Source organism: Bartonella machadoae (assembly GCF_022559585.1).
Classification (GTDB): Bacteria; Pseudomonadota; Alphaproteobacteria; order Rhizobiales; family Rhizobiaceae; genus Bartonella; species Bartonella machadoae.
Map to the genome: position 1 here is coordinate 1,354,483 of NZ_CP087114.1, position 19,641 is coordinate 1,374,123.

The 19,641-nt window shown below is 35.9% G+C and carries 19 protein-coding genes, 1 tRNA gene and 1 pseudogene; 12 read left to right on the plus strand and 9 right to left on the minus strand.

Features of this window, described 5'->3' with window-relative positions:
• Nucleotides 1-36: 36 nt before the first annotated feature.
• From LNM86_RS06640 to LNM86_RS06680, 9 genes and pseudogenes are all read left to right on the plus strand, one after another.
• Nucleotides 37-426, plus strand: coding sequence for a hypothetical protein (locus LNM86_RS06640; protein ID WP_241437030.1), 390 nt, complete (start codon nt 37-39; stop codon nt 424-426).
• A gap of 62 nt (nt 427-488) precedes the next feature.
• Nucleotides 489-1,232 carry a Rha family transcriptional regulator gene (locus LNM86_RS06645; protein ID WP_241437031.1) on the plus strand — a complete coding sequence of 248 codons (744 nt, stop codon included), beginning with the start codon at nt 489-491 and terminating at the stop codon, nt 1,230-1,232.
• Between the two features lie 359 nt (nt 1,233-1,591).
• Nucleotides 1,592-2,119, plus strand: coding sequence for an antA/AntB antirepressor family protein (locus LNM86_RS06650; RefSeq protein WP_241437032.1), 528 nt, complete (start codon nt 1,592-1,594; stop codon nt 2,117-2,119).
• Nucleotides 2,120-2,235: 116 nt separating this feature from the next.
• A complete protein-coding gene (locus LNM86_RS06655; RefSeq protein ID WP_241437033.1) occupies nt 2,236-2,868 on the plus strand; it encodes an LbetaH domain-containing protein in 633 nt (210 codons plus the stop codon).
• Entirely contained in the window at nt 2,865-3,185 is a 321-nt protein-coding gene (locus LNM86_RS06660) for a hypothetical protein (RefSeq protein ID WP_241437034.1), read from the plus strand. Before LNM86_RS06655 ends, LNM86_RS06660 begins: the two co-directional genes overlap by 4 nt.
• Nucleotides 3,186-3,315: 130 nt before the next feature.
• A complete protein-coding gene (locus tag LNM86_RS06665) occupies nt 3,316-3,774 on the plus strand; it encodes an LbetaH domain-containing protein (protein WP_241437035.1) in 459 nt (152 codons plus the stop codon).
• Nucleotides 3,775-3,848: 74 nt separating this feature from the next.
• Nucleotides 3,849-4,604, plus strand: coding sequence for an ERF family protein (locus LNM86_RS06670; RefSeq protein ID WP_241437036.1), 756 nt, complete (start codon nt 3,849-3,851; stop codon nt 4,602-4,604).
• Nucleotide 4,605: 1 nt separating this feature from the next.
• A complete protein-coding gene (locus LNM86_RS06675) occupies nt 4,606-5,229 on the plus strand; it encodes a lambda exonuclease family protein (protein ID WP_241437037.1) in 624 nt (207 codons plus the stop codon).
• 70 nt (nt 5,230-5,299) lie between these two features.
• Nucleotides 5,300-5,502 (plus strand): annotated as a pseudogene (locus tag LNM86_RS06680) (helix-turn-helix transcriptional regulator).
• Between the two features lie 99 nt (nt 5,503-5,601).
• Here the strand turns inward: LNM86_RS06680 and LNM86_RS06685 are convergent.
• The 4 genes from LNM86_RS06685 to LNM86_RS06700 all read right to left on the minus strand — a co-directional run bounded on the left by LNM86_RS06685 (nt 5,602) and on the right by LNM86_RS06700 (nt 8,864).
• A tRNA-Thr gene (locus LNM86_RS06685) sits at nt 5,602-5,677 on the minus strand.
• Nucleotides 5,678-5,876: 199 nt separating this feature from the next.
• Nucleotides 5,877-7,235: an acetyl-CoA carboxylase biotin carboxylase subunit gene (gene accC / locus LNM86_RS06690; protein WP_241437038.1), complete on the minus strand. Its 1,359-nt coding sequence runs from the start codon at nt 7,233-7,235 to the stop codon at nt 5,877-5,879.
• Between the two features lie 14 nt (nt 7,236-7,249).
• Nucleotides 7,250-7,741: an acetyl-CoA carboxylase biotin carboxyl carrier protein gene (accB, locus tag LNM86_RS06695; RefSeq protein ID WP_241437039.1), complete on the minus strand. Its 492-nt coding sequence runs from the start codon at nt 7,739-7,741 to the stop codon at nt 7,250-7,252.
• Nucleotides 7,742-7,991: 250 nt separating this feature from the next.
• On the minus strand, nt 7,992-8,864 hold the full coding sequence (locus LNM86_RS06700) for a DsbA family protein (RefSeq protein WP_241437040.1): 873 nt from the start codon (nt 8,862-8,864) through the stop codon (nt 7,992-7,994).
• Nucleotides 8,865-9,158: 294 nt separating this feature from the next.
• Between LNM86_RS06700 and glpD the strand changes: the two genes are divergently transcribed.
• The 3 genes from glpD (at nt 9,159) to cobT (ending at nt 13,447) form a co-directional block, all read left to right on the plus strand.
• A complete protein-coding gene (gene glpD / locus LNM86_RS06705) occupies nt 9,159-10,706 on the plus strand; it encodes a glycerol-3-phosphate dehydrogenase (protein ID WP_241437041.1) in 1,548 nt (515 codons plus the stop codon).
• A 411-nt stretch (nt 10,707-11,117) separates the two neighbouring features.
• Nucleotides 11,118-12,098, plus strand: coding sequence for a tRNA dihydrouridine(20/20a) synthase DusA (gene dusA, locus LNM86_RS06710; RefSeq protein ID WP_241437042.1), 981 nt, complete (start codon nt 11,118-11,120; stop codon nt 12,096-12,098).
• Between the two features lie 359 nt (nt 12,099-12,457).
• Nucleotides 12,458-13,447, plus strand: a complete 990-nt coding sequence (gene cobT / locus LNM86_RS06715) for a nicotinate-nucleotide--dimethylbenzimidazole phosphoribosyltransferase (RefSeq protein WP_241437043.1) — start codon at nt 12,458-12,460, stop codon at nt 13,445-13,447.
• A gap of 44 nt (nt 13,448-13,491) precedes the next feature.
• On the opposite strand, the gene LNM86_RS06720 is transcribed toward cobT, so the two are convergent.
• From LNM86_RS06720 to rnr, 5 genes are all read right to left on the minus strand, one after another.
• Nucleotides 13,492-13,983 (minus strand): Lrp/AsnC family transcriptional regulator, encoded by a 492-nt coding sequence (locus LNM86_RS06720; RefSeq protein WP_241437044.1) that lies wholly within the window; start codon nt 13,981-13,983, stop codon nt 13,492-13,494.
• A gap of 8 nt (nt 13,984-13,991) precedes the next feature.
• Nucleotides 13,992-14,639 carry a uracil-DNA glycosylase family protein gene (locus tag LNM86_RS06725; protein ID WP_241438942.1) on the minus strand — a complete coding sequence of 216 codons (648 nt, stop codon included), beginning with the start codon at nt 14,637-14,639 and terminating at the stop codon, nt 13,992-13,994.
• A 29-nt stretch (nt 14,640-14,668) separates the two neighbouring features.
• Nucleotides 14,669-15,229, minus strand: a complete 561-nt coding sequence (locus LNM86_RS06730) for a thermonuclease family protein (RefSeq protein WP_241437045.1) — start codon at nt 15,227-15,229, stop codon at nt 14,669-14,671.
• Nucleotides 15,230-15,604: 375 nt separating this feature from the next.
• Nucleotides 15,605-15,772 carry a 50S ribosomal protein L33 gene (gene rpmG, locus LNM86_RS06735; protein ID WP_241437046.1) on the minus strand — a complete coding sequence of 56 codons (168 nt, stop codon included), beginning with the start codon at nt 15,770-15,772 and terminating at the stop codon, nt 15,605-15,607.
• 1,591 nt (nt 15,773-17,363) lie between these two features.
• Complete coding sequence (rnr, locus tag LNM86_RS06740; protein WP_241437047.1) at nt 17,364-19,640, minus strand: ribonuclease R; 2,277 nt, start codon at nt 19,638-19,640, stop codon at nt 17,364-17,366.
• Nucleotide 19,641: the final 1 nt, after the last annotated feature.

Genomic DNA, 19,641 nt, shown 5'->3' on the forward strand with positions numbered 1-19,641 from the left:
CAAGAGATAGCCAAGAGGCATCAGGGAGGAGAAATTATGGATAAGCCAATTCTTATTAATTCCGATGAAATTTTATTAGTTGTCTGTGATGATGAGCACATTGGGCATTCGGGTCCACTTGATGGAAGTCAAGTTTTAGAAATGATTGACGAGGCAGATGATGCCATAAAAATCTTTCGCATAAATCCTTCTGAAAACAGTTGTGAAGATATTTCTGAAGAAATTGCAGAAATATACATAAAAGAAAACAGAGAATTTCTCGATGAGGACAGTAAAGTTCATTATTATGTAGGTGAAAGCGCTGCCTACGATAGTCTTTTAGAAGAAATTGCAGACGAAAAATATAATGATGAAGTCTACGGTACTTATGAAGAGCAGCACCGCCTGACTTTTTGGGATGTTATTCCAAATTATCCAAACTATTAAGGGCGTTTTTAAAAACGCCTCCTTTTCTTTCTTTCAAATATTATCACAAATGGAATACAGGCATGCATAATCTTGTCACAACAGCAGAAAGTACTTTTAAGAACGAAGCTATTCAAACCATGTCGAGTCGTGAAATTGCAGAGTTGTGTAGTAAACAACATAAACACGTTATGCGTGATATTAAGCAAATGCTTGAAGAGCTACACTCTAAAAGTACTGAGCCCAAATTTGGGCTGAGTGATTTTTCTGGATTTTACAAGGATTCAACAGGTCGTACTCTTCCTTGTTACCATCTTCCCAAACGTGAATGTTTAATCCTCGTCTCAGGTTATAGCACTGCATTACGAGCAAAGATTATTGATCGTTGGCAACAATTAGAACAGCAAGTAGTGGCACCGCAAATCGATTACTCTAGTCCACAAGTCATGTTAGGGGTTTTAAATTATCTCAAAAATGAGAATGAACAAAAAGACAATATGATTGCAGAATTAAAACCAAAGGCAATGGCTCTTGAAAGTTTACAGCGCCATGAGGGTCTTTTCGGTCTTACTGAAGTTGCTAAAATACTCGAAATGCAACCAAAACAGTTCATTCTCTTCTTACAGCAAAAGGGTTGGGTCTATCGACGCATGGCAAATGGGCATCTGTTGCCTTATCAAGACAAAATCCAAAAAGGTCTGATGGATTGTCCTACCATCACTATTCAAACGTCTGGCGGAATAAATAAAGTCATTCCTTCAGCAAAAATCACAACAAAAGGCATTGGTGTGCTTTCTCAAGAACTTAAAAGACAAAGCATGCATTAAGGGGTGACCATCATGGAAAAGAAATATAAGCGGTTTGATAAAATAAACCTAATTTATTTACGTGGGTTTGCTAATTTTTTATTTGACAAGATAATGTCATTATGTCTATTGTCGAATCAGGTGCCTCAAAAACACCTTAAGCAAACAGCGGATAGATTGCCGAAACAATCTTTCTTCCGCACATTAAAGACTTTGACTCATTCTATGCTACACGCATATAATGATCCCGTCGGGTGTAGTTATGCTATACAATACCCTTTATGGGGAAAGCATGACGACGGACTGTTTGCCGTGTTTTCTAGCACCCGGCACTCTTTTTAGAGTGTCAATAGAAAGCGTCTAACAAACAGGAGTTCATTATGAACACTTTAATTAAAATATCAGAAAAAGTTATTGAACAGGAAACAGTTCAAACGGTTGATGCACGTGACCTGCATGCTTTTTTAGAGAGCAAACAAGACTTTTCTACTTGGATAAAGAAACGCATAATTGCTTATTCTTTTCTTGAAAAACAAGACTTTATTCGCTTCCACAAAAAAATGGAAGCGAACAATGCCATAGTAATAGAATACCACCTTACCTTAGATATGGCAAAAGAACTCTCAATGGTTGAGAGGAATGAGAAAGGCAGGCAAGCCCGTCGTTACTTTATTGAGTGTGAGAAAAAGTTAAGAAACCAAGCTGTTGATTATAATAATGATACACGCTTTGATTTACCAAGCCATTGGGAGGGTATGAATGCTGGTGAAAAAGTTTTGTATTTTTTAGGCCCAATTCATATGCGCCTTATTGATGCTTTTAGAGTAGACGAAGAAAACAGGCAATACAAAGCTTTAATTAAAGAAGCTAAACAAGTGTTAGCAAGATCTATCGTGAAAGCTGCTTAGTTTATAACGTCATCTCCTCGTTTTTAAGGGCGGGGAGGTGGTCAATATCACACAGCCTTCTAACAACAACCCTTTTAACACAAGCGTGATTCACGCAACAGGTGAGTTGCACGCTAATGGAGGAAATAAACCATGGAAAAAAATACGAATTTACTGATGAAATCTATATAGTTTATAGGCGTAAGGTTCGCCGTATCCGTGCATTGCAAGACTTTGGTGATGTAAAAAAAGGTGATTTAGGCGGTTTTATAGAGCATGAAGGCAATTTAAGCCATGAGGGGGATTGTTGGGTTGGGGACAATGCTTGTGTTTCTCATAGTGCTAAAGTTTGCGGTAATGCAAGAGTATTTGAAAAAGCACGCATTGCAGACAGAGCATATATTAGTGACAATGCAAATGTTTTTGGAAATGCTTGTATTGAATCTGAAGCGTGTATTTTAAATAAAGCAAAAGTTTACGGAAAAGCAGAAGTCTTTGATAATGCCATGGTTTACGATAATGCACAAGTTTACAACAAAGCACGCGTTCACGACCAAGCTAAGATTTATGGTAAAGCACGTGTTTACGGTCAAGCCAAGGTTTATGAGAAAGCACGTGTCTATAATAATGCAGAAGTTTATGAAAATGCAAAAGTTAAGGGTAGGGCAGAGGTTTACGCTCTTGGAAAGATTTATGGAGATGCATGTGTTTGTTGGAACGCATGTATTGGCGGCAATCAGTCCATCTCAACTGGAGAAAAAACCATATGAAAAAATACGAACTTACTGATGAAACAATCTCAGTTTTTGGACGAACGCTTCACCGTATTAAAGCCTTAAGAGACTTTGGATATGTCAAAAAAAGTGACCTAGGCGGTTTTATCCAAAAAGAAAGTAACTTAAGCCATAAGGGAGACTGTTGGATTTTTGGCAATGCACAAGTTTACGATAATGCCAAAGTTTATGATGATGCACGAGTTTATGGGAATGCACAAATTTCTGATTATGCCGAAGTTGCTGGTGCTTTTGTTAGCGATAATGCCAAGGTTTTTGGCTATGCGCGGATTTATGGCAATTCTGTGTTATAGGGGAAAGTGTACACGTTTACGGAAATGCTAAAATCTACAATCAAGCATATATTTGCTGTCGTGTAGACATTGCTGGAAATTGTAAAATTAGTGACTCCACTGTCATCGTAGAACGTGAGAAATAGTAACCATGGAAAAGAAATACGAACTTACTGATGAAGAAATTGAGTTTGATGGATATGTTACGCTTTACCGAATTCGTGCATTGAGAGACTTTGGAGATGTCAAAGCAGGTGATCTTGGCGGCTTTATAGAGGATGAAGACAATTTAAGTCATGAAAACGATTGTTGGATTTATAATGATGCCAAGGCGTATTACTGGGCTAAAATTTATGATAGCGCTAAGATTTTTGATAACGCACAAATTTCTGATAGTGCGGAAATTTTTGGGAATGCTAAAATTTATAATAACGTCAAAATATATGGAGGTCATATTTTTGGCAGCACACAAATCTATGGAAATGTGATTATTGATAATGATTCAAGAATTTATGGTAATACAAAAATTTATGATAATTCAGAAGCTTGTAACCAAACTATGACTGCCCAGAACGGCGACTCTTCAACAGAGTTCGACAACCCTTTCTAGCAACAAACAACAACCCTTTTAACACAAGCGTGATTCACGCAACGGGTGAATTGCGCGCAATGGAGGAAATCAAGATGAGTGAACAAAACACTAACCTAACAGAAGTTGAAAAAACGCAACATTTAGACGTCGAACAAACTGCTATGGAACGCATTTTAAATAAAGCATTAGAAAGTGACGTCGACATGGACCGCTTAGAACGTCTTCTTGATTTAAGAGAAAAAGAAATAAAAAGACAGAACCATCAGAGCTTTATTCATGATCTTTCGGCTATGCAAATCGAATATCAAACAATCACCAAAAATGCTAAAAACAACCATACTAAGAGTGCATATGCAACCCTTGATCAGTATATTGACGCTGTAAAGGACACTCTTGCAAAACACCGCTTCGCTTTGTTTTCTCATATTAAAAATCAAACAGAAAAAAACATTACCATAGAAATAACTCTGTCTCATCCTTCAGGAAATCAAATCTCAACAGAAGGAACATTTCCAATTGATGGACAAGGAAGCAAAAATAATATTCAATCTCTTGGTTCTACGATTACCTATGCACGCAGATATCTGTTAGGCATGCTTCTTAATGTTGCAAGCAAAGAAGACGATAAAGATGGAAATATGCCTGAAAAACCAGCTTTTCCAGAACAGATCAATGAAATCAGAAGACTGATGATACAAACAAAGGCAGAAGAAAAAAAGATACTTTCTTACGCGAATGTCGAAAAGCTTGACGATATCTCTGATCAGAGCGCGCAAACCATTTTGCACCTTTTAAAAGATAAACAAAATAAGCAAATGGCATCAACACAACCACAAACGGCGGTGTGATATGGAACAAAGAACAGCAGAATGGTTTCAAGCAAGATTAGGAAAAGTCACAGCCTCTAATGTTTACAATGTCTTCAGTAGAACAGCCAAAGGATTGCCGACAAGCAAATACGAAGACTACAAAATCAAACTCATGACAGAACGCTTAACAGGGGAAATAAGCCAATCTTATATAACACCATCTATGCAATGGGGGATTGAACATGAAGAGGACGCCCTGAAAGAATATGAATTCATTTATGATGCCGATGTCATAAAATGCGGTTTTATACCACATCCTACCATAGAGACGGCAGGGGCTAGTCCTGATGGCTTGATTGGAGAAGACGGTTTAGTTGAAGTTAAATGTCCACAGTCAACGACGCATCTTCGTTTTTTTATGTATGACGAGATTAAACCTGAATATATAGCGCAGATGCAATTCCAAATGGCTTGTACAGGACGCAAATGGAGTCATTTCATTAGCTATAATCCACAATTTGTAGGCAGATCTACTGGTTTGAGGATGAAAGTCAAACGCATCCACCGTGATGATGAACAAATTGAACAGCTTACTAAAGCAGTCGAGGTCTTTTTAGCAGAAATAGAGCAAGACATGGAGCAGATCTTGACAAAAGCTGCTTAACCCTATGGGGGTGCTCTCTCCTCCCAGCACCCCCGCCCATTTATATAATAAAAGAGTGAAAGGTAATGAGATGATATTGGATGATGGTGATAGATACGTAACAACACGCGAATGTGCACAACTTTTAGCATATCAACCACAACGATTCGCAATTGGGTGATTCAAGGGGTGTTTCCTGAGCCTTATAAGCTAGGGAGAGCGGTGAGATGGAGAAAAAAAGAGATCTTAGCCTTTACCCCGAAGAAAAATAAGGAGCAAATAATAACAAATTAGGTAAAGTTGTATAAACTGTAGAAGGTGGTCTAAAAGGTGGTCTGAAATCAGTTTTTAAAATAAAAAGATTATATATTTCAATATGTTAAAGATAAAAGATGGTGCCCCCAGAGAGACTCGAACTCCCGACCCCCTGATTACAAATCAGGTGCTCTACCAACTGAGCTATAAGGGCATAACCACATAGCAGGTAGCACAAACTTACAAAAAGGAAAATAGAAAATTATCAATTTTAGTGCATATTTTTACTTATATCACAAATTATAAAACAATTACCTTCTTTGTTTTCTTATCGTTTATAGAAGCGTTAGGTATTATTCCCGTATTGTCACTTCGTAGAAGTATTAACAAATATTGATCATGTTGTTACTAAACTACGAATCTGGAGAGGTTGATTGGTTAGAAAGATATTTTTCTAACCAATGGATGTTGTAATTACCGTCTATAATATCTTTATTTTCAATGAGATCACGAAAAAGAGGTAATGTTGTTTTGATTCCATCGACTACAAATTCATCCAAAGCTCGCCGTAAACGCATCATACATTCTAAACGTGTACGTCCATGCACAATGAGCTTTCCAATCATGCTGTCATAATAAGGAGGAATACGGTAACCAGAATAAGCACCTGAATCAACGCGAATGCCCAAACCTCCAGGAGTATGAAAATGTGTAATAGTTCCCGGTGATGGTGTGAAATTAAGGGGATCTTCTGCATTGATACGACATTCGATGGCATGACCAGAGAAGCAAATCTCATCTTGAGTTACTGAAAGTTTGCAGCCTGATGCGATATGAATTTGCTCATGGACCAAATCTATACCTGTAATTGCTTCAGTTACAGGATGTTCAACTTGCAAACGCGTATTCATTTCAATAAAGTAGAATTCACCATTTTCATAAAGAAACTCAACAGTACCTGCTCCACGATATCTAAGTTGTGCACAGGCATTGGCCACAATATCACCAATTTTTTTCCGTTCAATTTCATTAAGCGCAGGTGACGTCGCTTCTTCCCATATTTTTTGATGACGTCGTTGAAGTGAACAATCGCGTTCTCCTAAATGAACAGCATTTCCCGCTCCATCACCTATAACTTGAATTTCAATATGACGAGGCTTTTCTAAATATTTTTCGATATAAACTGCATCATCTCCAAAAGCTGCTGCTGCTTCTGAACGGGTTGTTTTGAGTGCCACAGCAAACTCTTGTTCAGAATAGACAACTTTCATACCACGTCCACCACCACCGGCAGAAGCTTTAATAATAACTGGGTAACCAATTTCACGAGCAGCACGCAAAGCTTCAGTTTCATCACGAACAGCTCCATCTGAACCAGGAACTACCGGAATTCCAAGTTTCTTAGCAGTTTTTTTTGCTTCGATTTTATCGCCCATGATTCGAATATGCGCAGCTGTTGGGCCGATAAATGTGATATTATGAGCTTCTAAAACATCTGCAAATTTTGCATTCTCAGAAAGAAAGCCATAGCCGGGATGAACAGCATCAGCTCCTGTAATTTCACACGCTGCAATAATTTGTTGAACATTTAAATAAGAATCGCGCGCTGGGGGAGGGCCAATGCAGACACTTTCATCAGCAAGACGAACATGCATTGCATCGGCGTCAGCGGTGGAGTGAACGGCTACAGTTTTTATTCCAAGTTCTTTGCAAGCGCGTAGCACGCGAAGAGCAATTTCTCCCCGATTAGCGATGAGAATTTTTCGAATCATAATTGCTCCTTGCTTTATTCAACAACGACAAGTGGTTCACCAAACTCAACGGGTTGGCCATTTTTAACAAAAATAGTGGTTACCGTGCCTGAGCGTGGTGATGGAATTTGATTCATTGTTTTCATTGCTTCAATAATAAGTAAAGTTTCTCCTTCAGAAACACTTTGTCCTATTTCTACAAAAGACTGTGCACCTGGTGAAGGCGCTAGATAGGCGGTTCCAACCATAGGAGACGTTACTGTATTTTTTGATTTGTCTTCTTGTGTAGGAGTTTCTGTTATTGTGCTAGGAGGAGAAGTTACTGAAAAAGTAGGAGCAGGAATAGGGGCATAAATTGTTTGTTCAGGAGCAGCTGAGGTATTTTGACGCGATACACAAATACGAAGTCCATTTTGTTCTAGTTCAATATTTGTTAAATTTGTATCATTTAAAATTTCAGCAAGGTCACGAATAATTTTCGTATCAATTGAGGTATGTTTTTCCGCGTCATTTTTTTTTGTTACCATTTTATTTTTTTCTCCTTGATCAATGAAGATCGTTATTATCTAATTGCTATGATCGAATATCTCTAGACTACGGATAATCTTTTTGGAGGCTTCTATTAAAAGCTATTCACTTTTAGATCACAGTTTATAATTTTAAACCAGTATCTACTTTACAAAATTGCACTTATAAGCCTGTTATCAAAAAAGAGAAAGCATAAAATTATTCCATTTACGGTCTTCTTTATAAAAGTTTATGAGGTAAAAAAACATTTTATTTTATATGTTCTATGGATTCTTTTAGAATATCTTGGCTTACAGCTCCGATGAGCACTTTATCACCAATAATATAAGAAGGCGTTCCTGTAATATTCAGAGCAGAGGCAATTTGCATGTTTTTTTTAAAGGAATTTTGAAGTTTAGAATCTGTTAATGCATTGCGTAGTTCTTTTTCATCGGCTCCTAATGAAATGGCTATTTTTATAGCTTTAGCTTCATTGGCACGACTTTTATTGGTTAAAAGGGCTTTATGAAACTGAGGATATTTTTCTGGAAGTAGTTGGCGAAAAGCATAGGCAACACTATGTGCTGCCATAGAATCAGGACCAAGAATTGGTAAATCTTTGACAACAACCCGCAGATCTGGGTACTTTTTTATTAAATTTTCTATGTATGAATAGGACATTTTACAATATCCACAATTGTAATCAAAAAAATCAATCAGCACTCTTTTACCATTTGGATTCCCCACAACAGCATCGTGAGGAGATTGAAAAATTTCCTTTTTAAACAAATTAATGATTGAAGCTTGTGTTTGAGTTTTTTGTTTGTTTTTATTTTCCAACTTTTCTTGGAGGATAAGTTGCATTTCAATCATGATTTCTGGATTAGTAAGTAAATATTCTCTTACGATTTTTTGAATATCGTGATCATCAACAAGAGGGATAAGTTTTTCTTTAAGCTTAGACAAAAAAGTAGGATCTTCTAAAAGCTGTGTTTTAAAATTTTCTAAGCTAAGGTCATTTTCTGTTTTCCCGTGTGATATTGCGTTTGATAAAAAGGATGAAGAGATCAGAATACTCAACATAATTGTTGCTGAAAATTTTGCAATGATTGTTGCTTTTGAGTGTTGAGGATGATGGGTCATATATACGGCTTCATATTTCTATTGTGATATTGAGTAAACTATATGAAAACTATTGCCTGTATGCAATAAAGTATTTAACTATAATTTATGGGTTACAGAGAGAATATCAATTTTCTCTAAAAAGGGTATTTTGTATGACGCATCATTTTGCGAGATAGTGTTTTTAAAGGGGATAAAATTTCCTTCCTTTATTGACCGTAGAAAAAGGATATTAACAATTCGATTAAGAACATTGATATTGTCTCTGACTGTTTTCTTATTTCTTATTGTGTACAGTAAAACAAATTAATTTGAATGATGAAAAGTAAAATTATGAAAACCACAACACATTATGAGCTCTTTATCATTGGTGGAGGAATAAATGGGTGTGGATTGGCAAGAGATGCCGCTGGACGCGGTTTTAAAGTGGGATTGGCGGAAATGAATGATCTTGCTTCAGGAACATCAAGTGTATCGACAAAGCTTATTCACGGTGGTCTTCGTTATCTTGAACACTATGAGTTTAGACTTGTTCGTGATGCTTTGAAAGAACGTGAAACTATTTTGCAAATGGCTCCCCATATTGTGCGTCCTCTTCGTTTTCTTCTCCCTTATCATAAAAAGTTACGCTCCGCTTGGATGTTGCGTTTGGGACTGTTCATTTATGATTATTTAGGGAATTGGAATCAAAAACTATGGCGCAGTAGAATGGTGAATTTTTCAAAAAATTTTTGCTCTACACTAAAGGAAGAGTATCAGAGAGGATTTGAATATTCTGATGCTCGAGTTGATGATGCGCGTTTGGTCATTGCTAATGCTCGTGATGCAGAAAAGCAGGGGGCTGATATAAAAGTACGAACGGAAGTTATTTCTATAAAAAGAGAAAAAGAAAAATGGCTTCTCTTCCTTCGTAATAAATTAAACAATACAGAATATTGTGTTACAGCTTCTTATATTGTGAATATGACGGGGCCTTGGATTAATCATGTTCTAGCAAATATATTAGACTGTAAAAAGAATTCTCCTGTACGTCTTGTTAAGGGATCTCATATTCTGGTTCCTAAGCTTTATGCCCATGATCGTGCTTATATTTTTCAAAATGGTGATGGGCGTATTATATTTTCTATTCCCTATCAGGAAGTGTTTACACTCCTTGGCACAACAGATTGTGACTATCAAGGTGATCCTGCTGATGTTCATATTACAGATGCAGAGATTGATTATCTTTGTACTGCCGCGAGCGAATATTTCATACAACCGGTATTGCGTGAAAAGATTGTCTGGACTTATTCAGGTATTCGTCCACTCTATGATGATGGAGCTTCAAAAGCACAAGAAATTACACGTGATTATGTTTTGAAAGAAATGGGGACAGAAAATATGCCCCGGATTCTTAATCTTTATGGTGGGAAAATTACAACTTATCGCAAGCTGGCTGAAGATGCCATGAAATTTGTTGAAAAAGCACTTGGAAAAAGGCGAGGGCCATGGACAAAAAATTCAACGCTTCCTGGAGGAGATTTTCCATATGATAAGCTGGATACAATTGAAAATAAGATTGCTCTTTTGATTCCAGATTTAGATACTTTCACATACCGTAGACTTGCGCGTTCTTATGGTTCGGAGGCACTGCTGATATTTGAAAACGGTAAAGCAGATAAAGGAAAATATTTTGGACATGGGCTTTATGAAGTCGAAGTCAAATGGTTAATGGAAAAGGAATGGGCTAAAACATGTGAAGATGTGTTATGGCGCCGTTCAAAACTGGGGCTTTTGTTTAATGAGAAAGAAATTGATGCTCTTTCTGCTTACATGCAAGATAAAAAGACAGCAAACAAAATTGATGCTCATTTAACTTTATAAGAAGGCGATAAAACGTTGAAGGCAAATAAGCCACAATGTTGTATATTATATTGCACTTTCATTTCTTTTTTATTAGCTGCAAGATATTTTCATTTATTATACAGGAAAATGCATTTATGAATCATTGGGGGCGAGAAGAACTATTAAAGTAATTTTTTATGTTACAATGTGCTTTCCTTACAACATGCATTGCATATCCAAGAGTTTCATTTCATTAGAAATGGTATATAATGTTTCTTCTTTTGATTTTGGCAGAATTTTAGATTTTAAAGAAGTATCATTGGTAAGAGAATATGTTTCTATATTTTTAACTGATGATAAAGGAAAGAGGTTTTTCTCTTAAAGTAGAAAAATGAGAGCCTTGTATGTATGAAAGAGGACGCCCTTAATAAATGAGAGAGCAACGCTCTTATGATATTTTATAATTCTCCATCATCAGTAAAATTTGCAGTAGCACCAATGTTAGATTGGACAGATCGGCATTGCAGATTTTTTTATCGCCTTTTAACAAAAAAAACGCTCCTTTATACCGAAATGATGGTAGCCGATGCAGTAATCCATGGTGTTCGTAAACAATTGTTAGCTTTTAACGATAAAGAACATCCAATTGCGTTGCAATTAGGGGGAGCAGATCCGAAAAAATTAGCAGAAGCTGCGCGAATTGCTGAAGAATTTGGTTATGATGAAATAAATCTCAATGTTGGTTGCCCATCAAATCGTGTTCAGGCAGGTATGTTTGGTGCTTGTTTGATGCTGCATCCTGATATTGTCGCAAGTGCTGTGGAGGCGATAAAAACAGCCGTTAGCGTACCTGTCACTATTAAATGCCGTATTGGTGTGGACGAACAGAATGAAGAATTTGCTTTAGATCTTTTAGCAAATCAAGTTTGGAATGCTGGGTGTGATGCACTTTGGGTCCATGCACGTAAAGCATGGTTACAAGGATTAAGCCCGAAAGAAAATCGTAATATTCCCCCACTAAATTATGAAAGAGTTTATAAGTTAAAACATAAATATTCTCATAAATTCATTGGAATAAATGGTGGAATTAAATCTATTGATGAAATCAAAGAGCATTTGACAGTATGTGATGCGGCCATGGTTGGTAGGCAAGTTTATCATGACCCAACTTTATTAAAATATATTGATTTTGAAATATATGGTGTACCACAGAGCGATCTGAGTGATAGTGATCTTATTGAAGTGATGTGTGATTATGCTAATCAACATATTGCATCAGGAGGGCGGCTTTCTCATATAACACGCCATATGATTGGTCTCTTTCATGGTCGAGATGGAGCACGTCGGTGGCGGCAAATATTATCAAATGATGCAACAAAAACTGATGCAGACGTGCGTGTTTTGAAAAAAGCTTTTGCTGCTCTCGCTTAATAAGTGTTTACAAGGCAATCTCCGTTAAAGTTTTCAACAATTTAAATTTGAGGATTGCAAAAAGCTATTATCTTTTATTATGGAGAGAGTTAATACTACACAAGAATATGCTACACGATACTATGCAGTAGAGAAGTATGATTTAATGCAATAGTATAAAAATAGATAATAATATATTGATAATATTAAAATATATAAATGAATAAAATATTTATTTAATAAGCAAAAAGAGCGCCAAAATAATTTTTTTCATATTATTTAGCGCTTTAAAAGCTGCTTAAAAAAAACAATGAATTATTCATATCCTTTATATATGACGAGATTCTCATTAAAAATTTTAAATTTGAAAAGGTATTTTCATGACCGTTAGTCCATTTGATGATTTTCGTGCTTTACTCACAAATTTGCCTATTGCTGATGATTTTTCTATGACATTGGCAAAACGACGGCAGGAAAAATTGACGAAGATTCAAGGAGCGATGGGAAAATTAGGGGATATCGCAGTTTGGTATGCAGGATGGAGGGGAGCAGAAAAGCCTGTCGTAAAACGACCTCTGGTTGCTATTTTTTCGGGAAATCACGGCATTATAGAAGAAAATGTTACATCATTTCCGCAATCTATGACACAAAAGATGGTAGAGAATTTTGCAACTGGTGGTGCTGCTATTAATCAAATTTGCATAGCCTATGATCTTGGATTGAAGATTTTTGATTTGGCACTTGAATATCCTACAATGAATATTACGAAAGATGCAGCAATGGACGAGCGTAGTGCAGCGGCTACAATGGCATTTGGAATGGAATCTATTGCGGGTGGAACAGATCTCCTATGTATAGGTGAAATGGGCATTGGAAATACAACAATAGCTTCAGCTTTGTGTTTGGCATTGTTTGGCGGAGAGGTTGAGGAATGGACGGGAGATGGTATGGGATTTGATGGTGAATTCTATCAACGTAAAATAGCGGCGATTAAGACGGCGGTATCTTTACACAAGGATTATTTTAATGATCCTTTTGAGATCATGCGTCGCCTAGGAGGGCGTGAAATTGCGGCTATGATTGGTGCTATTTTAGCGGCAAGAATGGAAAAAATTCCCGTTATTTTAGATGGTTTTGTAGCAACTGCTGCTGCAGCAGTTCTTTATAAAATGCATCCAAGAGCTTTAGACCATACTCTTGTTGGACATGTTTCTTCTGAATCTGGACATCATAAACTTTTAAAAAAAATTGGCAAAGAACCACTTTTAGATTTGAAAATGCGTCTTGGAGAAGGAACGGGTGCTGCGATAGCGGCTGGTATTGTTAAGGCGGCTGTTTTGACCCACGCACAAATGGCGGTTTTTGAATAAGATGATTTGATTATTTAAAGGATGATAGCACATTAAAGAAACCTTTAAGAACTTTGTTCATTGGTTTTTTCTTGCAGTTTTATGTAGTTGAGTGGAAGTTCTGTTGTATATTTAATCTGTTCCATTGCGAAAGAAGATGAGACGTCACGGATATCAATTTTAGCAATTAGTTTCTTATAAAAGAGGTCATAGGCTTCAATATTGGGAACGGCAACACGCAATAAATAGTCAATATCTCCACTCATGCGATAAAACTCGATGACTTCACGAAATTCTCCGACAATTTTCGCAAAACGTTTAAACCATTCATGGCTATGTGTATTCGTACGAATGGAAACAAAAACAGTAACATGCGCGTTTACTTTCTCTGGAGAAAGAACGGCCACACGACGTTGAATGACACCTTCTTCTTCAAGTTTTTGAATTCTACGCCAGCAAGGAGTGGTTGAAAGTCCAACTCTTTTAGCAATGTCAGCAACAGAAAGTGTCGCATTTTCTTGTAACAGGTGTAAAATTTTTCGGTCAAGACGATCCATGTTTTTTCTCAATCTTCAGTTTGTAAAAATTTACGTATCAAACTCCGCAGATATACGATAAGCTCATCATTAAACCATGGATTTTTTTGTAACCAAGAAGTGTTTCTCCATGATGGATGCGGTAAAGGCATGACATTATAACCTCGAGGTTGGCGTATGGAAAGAATATTTCTCCAATCATGGACGGTTGCTGAAACAGTTTTATGTTTTAATTCTGCAATATGCCACTTTTGTGCATAACTTCCAATAGCAAGGACAAGCTTTATTTGGGGCATGGCTTGAAAAACTTCTTTATGCCATATTTCACGACATTCACGTCTTGGAGGTAAATCAGACTTATTTTGATCATAGCCTGGAAAACAAAATCCCATAGGAACAATAGCAAAGTGAGATCTATTATAAAACTCTTCTTTTGTAACATCGAGCCAATATCGTAATCTTTCTCCAGAACGGTCATTAAAAGGGATAGAAGTTTCATGGACACGCAACCCTGGAGCTTGGCCCGCAATTGCAATCAAAGCCGTATTGGATAAATAAACGACAGGTTTAGGCTCATGAGGAAGAGGAGGAAGATAAAGTGGATGATGGGTGCAAACACGACAGGAATAAATTCTTTTCTCAAGTTCGATAATTTGGCTATAGGATGCTTTCTTCATTGGCACAGAGAAGATTTTAAAACACTTTTTTATTCAGTTCTAGGATGTGCTTTTCGCCACTCTTTTGGTTTTTGAAAAGAGGATTGCCATATTCCTTTTTTTTGCTTTCTAGCCTCTTGCTCTTCTTTTTGGTAATCATAATAGCTTACAGCCCAACCGTTACGTACAAGTGTTGCATTGATATTGCTGACTTGTTTTGTTTCACATGTTGCAAGAATACGGCGATATTTGTCTTCTTTATACCAGTAACATGTAACAAGTTGATTTTCTATGAGTTGTTCTAAATATTTTTTTGCCTCAAGTCCACACGGATAGCGTGCATCTTTTGTTCCACAAAATTGATAGAGTTCAGGAGCGTCAATTCCAGCAAGCCGGATCCTGATAGAAGAAATCATAATTGAATCACCATCAATAATAAATGCATGCCCCTTGACAGAAGCTTTAGAGGAAAAATTCTCTTTTTGAGGGGGTATTTCAGTATGCTTAAAATAAATTGTTAGAATAATAAGAAGGGTAGAAATGACAAGAACGCCAAAACCAAACTTCTTTATATGTAAACTTCTTAGCTTAAAATGAAATTCTTTTTTCATGAAATAAGGAAAATGTTACTGCGACGCTACTAACACATTGAAAAGTAATTATAATTATTACAAAGACATTTATTGGTTTGATAAAAACATCATTTATTATAGTAAAAATCCTCTTAGTATTTAAAGTGCATTGCATTTCTTATTGTATATCAAAACAAAAAATACAATCTTATAATATACAAAGTAGGGTCATAATACAAATAGGCAATAAAAAGTAAAAAGATCTATCTAAATTTATAGACAGTCTATAATTTATAGGCACATTCTGGACTTTAATTAAAAAAGATAACAACACGCTTTAGAAAATAATTCTAAAAAACACAAAACAATCCCCTATGTTAGGCTGTAGAATTTGTCCTTAAATGTGTAAATCAATTATTTAATTTTTGTTTCTTTAAATTCAACGTGTTTTTTCGCAATTGGATCATATTTACGTTTACTCATTTTATCTGTCATTGTGCGGCTGTTTTTCTTCGTCACATAGAAAAAGCCAGTATCTGCAGTTGATAAAAGCTTGATCTTAATGGTTGCTGCTTTGGCCATAATTTAAGAATCCTTTATTCTACTGAAAACGATATCATCTTACTGTTAAAATCTATTTTTAATATCATCAAATTTTTCGGCAACACTACGGATGTTCTAAAAAAAGTCAAGAGCTGATTAATCCTCTTATAAGCGATACGACCACTAAAATAAATATATAATCGAAAAAATAAGCTCTTGCTTTCTATAGCTGATGAAAAACCAAAAGGCTTAAAGATATTTATAATCTATCCAATACTGTCTCTTTTCTAATAAAGTTCCATAAAAATACAGCAAAATTAGCAGGAACAAGTTCATATCCTTTGAGATGTACATCTAGATATGCAATCCTGATAGCATAAAAAAATTATAGCTACTTATAGCTATACTTCCATCAACAAAAAGCAGCATCAAAAGTTATAGATGTTTTGTTACAGTATCATAAAAGCTTCAATAAAGTTTAAAGATAACAGCACTCTAAAAGAAGAATGCTAATTTTTGCATAATTGCTTATAAATGCTGCTAAGGATGAGAGAAAATATTACAAACGGCGAATATTACTATACAATGTGTGGCGTGATTTTTATTATATACGAAGACATTATAAGGAATAATGCTTCCATTTGAATGGCGCCATAATGAGCATTGTCATCATAGATGTTAGAGCATGGAAGGAATAGGAAAATAAAGTATGTTGGCTTTTTAAAAGTTCAGGACTTAATTTCCAAGACGCAAGAAGTATGATAGGAACAAACATCATGAGAACACAGTCTGTAACAAAAGGTACAAACCTTCACACCCTCCTACTTTTCTAAAAGGGCAGGTGCTGCTATAGCAAATCCTACTGCTTATATGATAGCCATAAAGAAAAAGTACTAAGACGCATCTTTAGGTGGTGTATAGCTGTTTATCTAAAGCTTCGACAAGATAAACATAGCCACTGTAGTGGGATATAATACAAATAAAAAATAAATCAAACATATATTGGTTGGGAAAATAAAATTCTAGAAAGCTCAAATAACTATAGTTATCTAAGCAATATCGTTTGAGAAAAAGCGAGATATAAGGCGATTCGATTGGTAAAGATGATTACAAGAATCATAGCGATTTTACCAACTATCCGATGATAACTAATGGCGCTCTTTTAATAGCTTCCTCGGTTACAAGAAGTAAAAAAAAGTTGTGCTCACATTCCATGCTACTCCAATGATAGCAATGGTTGTAAGGGCTTTATGATAGCATAAAAAGAATGATTTTAAGGACTCAAATTTTTTTGTCATGAGGATAGCTTAATTGTGCCTTTGATCATTCAATTGATAAAAAATTGATTTAAAACAAAAAATTAAAATCTTTTTAATCTATTCTGTATAAATTGTATCATTTATATAATACAAAAAGTGTTTTCAATTTTTATATGTCTATCATTGATTTTAAAATATGATTTTAGATACTCAAAAAATAACGGTATATATATAAGAATACAATAACATTCCATTGTCCGTCGTTTTTTATTTTAAACTTATGGTTATTTTGTGCTTTTATCATGAAACTCCCATTTAAAGAGAGGAAGATAAAAATCAAATTTGTCTTGTAAGTTTTTTGGATTTTTAGTTCACATTTTTTTTCTATAAAAAGCATTTTTTCGTTTTTTTGTTATAAATTTGCTTTTGTGATAGGAAGGAGATGAAAAGGCTATTGGGCGAGGTTTTGTTAATAGCTCAAAGCTTATAGCACCAGCAAAAGGTTGTACTGTTAGGAGTTTTACCTCTACTTGATCACTGAGTTGATAGCCTTTATGACTATGCTTTCCGATAAGAGTATGTTGCACCTCATCAAAATAATAATAATCGTCTTTAAGTGTAGAAATATGCACAAAACCATCTGTATTGAGTTTATCAAGTGAGATAAAAAGACCTGCTTTTGTAACACCAGAAACACGGCCTGTAAAAATACGGCCGATTTTGTTAGTGAGATAGTGTGCGACAAGCCGATCAATGGTTTCTCTTTCCGCTATCATTGCACGACGTTCATACAAAGAAATTTGAGTGGCTATTTCAGCAAGATTTTGTTCTTGTGTTTCCGCTAGTGAATCATTCCCTAATTTTAAGGCTTTAATGAGTGCTCGATGAATAATAAGATCAGCATAACGGCGAATCGGTGATGTAAAATGCGTGTAGTTATGTAAGTTTAAACCAAAATGGCCAATATTTTTAGGATGATATTCAGCTTGAGATTGTGTACGCAAAATAACTTGATTGACCAATTCTTGTTGTTGTGTATTTGCTACTTTTTCTAAAATACCATTAAGGCGTGCTGAGGTAAGCTCGGCACCTCGAGAAAGTGATATCCCCAAACTTTGAAGAAAAGTTCGCAATACTTCTTGTTTTGCAAGAGAGGGTTTATCATGGATACGATAGATAAAAGGTTGATGATGCTCTTTTAATGTTTCAGAAGCAGCGATATTCGCTTGTATCATAAATTCTTCGATCAAACGATGGGCTTCTAAGTGTGGTTCATTCACAACATCTTTGATGCATCCATTTTGATCAAGAATAATCTTTTTTTCTGCTAACTCTAATTCCAACGGTTGTCGACGATTCCGCGCAATTTTAAGGCGTCCATAAGCTTCCCATAATGGCTGCAAAACATTCTCGAAAACAGGGGCACTTTTTTCATTTATATTCCCCTCAATTGCAGCTTGGACTTCTTGATAAGAAAGTTTAGCGAACACACGCACCACAACACGATGAAAACTATGTTTTCGTTTGTTCCCATTTGCATCAAAAATCATACGAACGGCTAAAGCTGGTCTTTCCTTTCCTTCACGCAGAGAACATAAATTATTAGAAATGCGTTCTGGCAACATTGGTACAACACGATCAGGAAAATAAACAGAATTTCCACGTTTTAACGCTTCTTGATCTAAAGCACTTCCTGTTTTGACATAAAAAGAAACATCTGCAATCGCGACAACAACAATCCAACCATCAGGATTTTCAGGATCTTCATCTTTTGTTGCATAAACAGCATCATCATGGTCTTTTGCATCTGCTGGATCAATTGTAACAAGTGGTAATTGTCGCCAATCTTCACGATTTTCTAGGTTGGCAGGTTTTAGATGTTTTACTTGTTCAAGAACCTTTTCAGGAAAAATATAAGGAATTCCTTTTGAGAGAAGAGCAATCATTGACAGCGTTTTTTCACTCTCAATATGTCCTAGAATATTCTTTATTTGTGCACTTTTCAGTCCATAACCAGTATTTTTTTTAATTTCAACTTCAACGAAATCACCAGATTCTATCTTTATCTTTGAAGATATATCGGAGGTATCAATAATGAGTTCGTTCGTTTTGCGATCTATAGGATCAAGCCGCCATTGATTGGTTTTTAATTTTCGTACAACCCCAAATATGCTCTTTGGGGACACATCAACCTTACGAATAAGGCGCCCTATATATGAGGAGTCCGTTTTGTTGCGAAAAATTTTTACAAGAACATGATCTCCAACACCAACACTTGTTCCTTTTATACGATGAAAAGGGCGTATTTCAACATTTGGTTTTTCATCATCTTCCCATTCAAGAGGATGTGCAATCAAACTGCCATCTTCATCCCGTCCACTAATTTTCACCAAAGAAATCGGTGGTAGTTTTCCTTTGTTTATTGCCTTTTTACGCTGTTTTGATATTAGGTTTTCATCTTTTAGCTCACGTAATATACCCCTCAACCAGATACGAGCATCACCTTTTAATTTAAAAGCTTTAGCAATGTCACGTTTACTTGATTGGTCAGGGTTCTCATTAATAAAGGAAAGAATTTCCGCCTTGCTGGGCAAGGGATTCGCATTAACTGATTGCAAATATTTTGTTTTTTTTGCGCCTGTAGCCAAA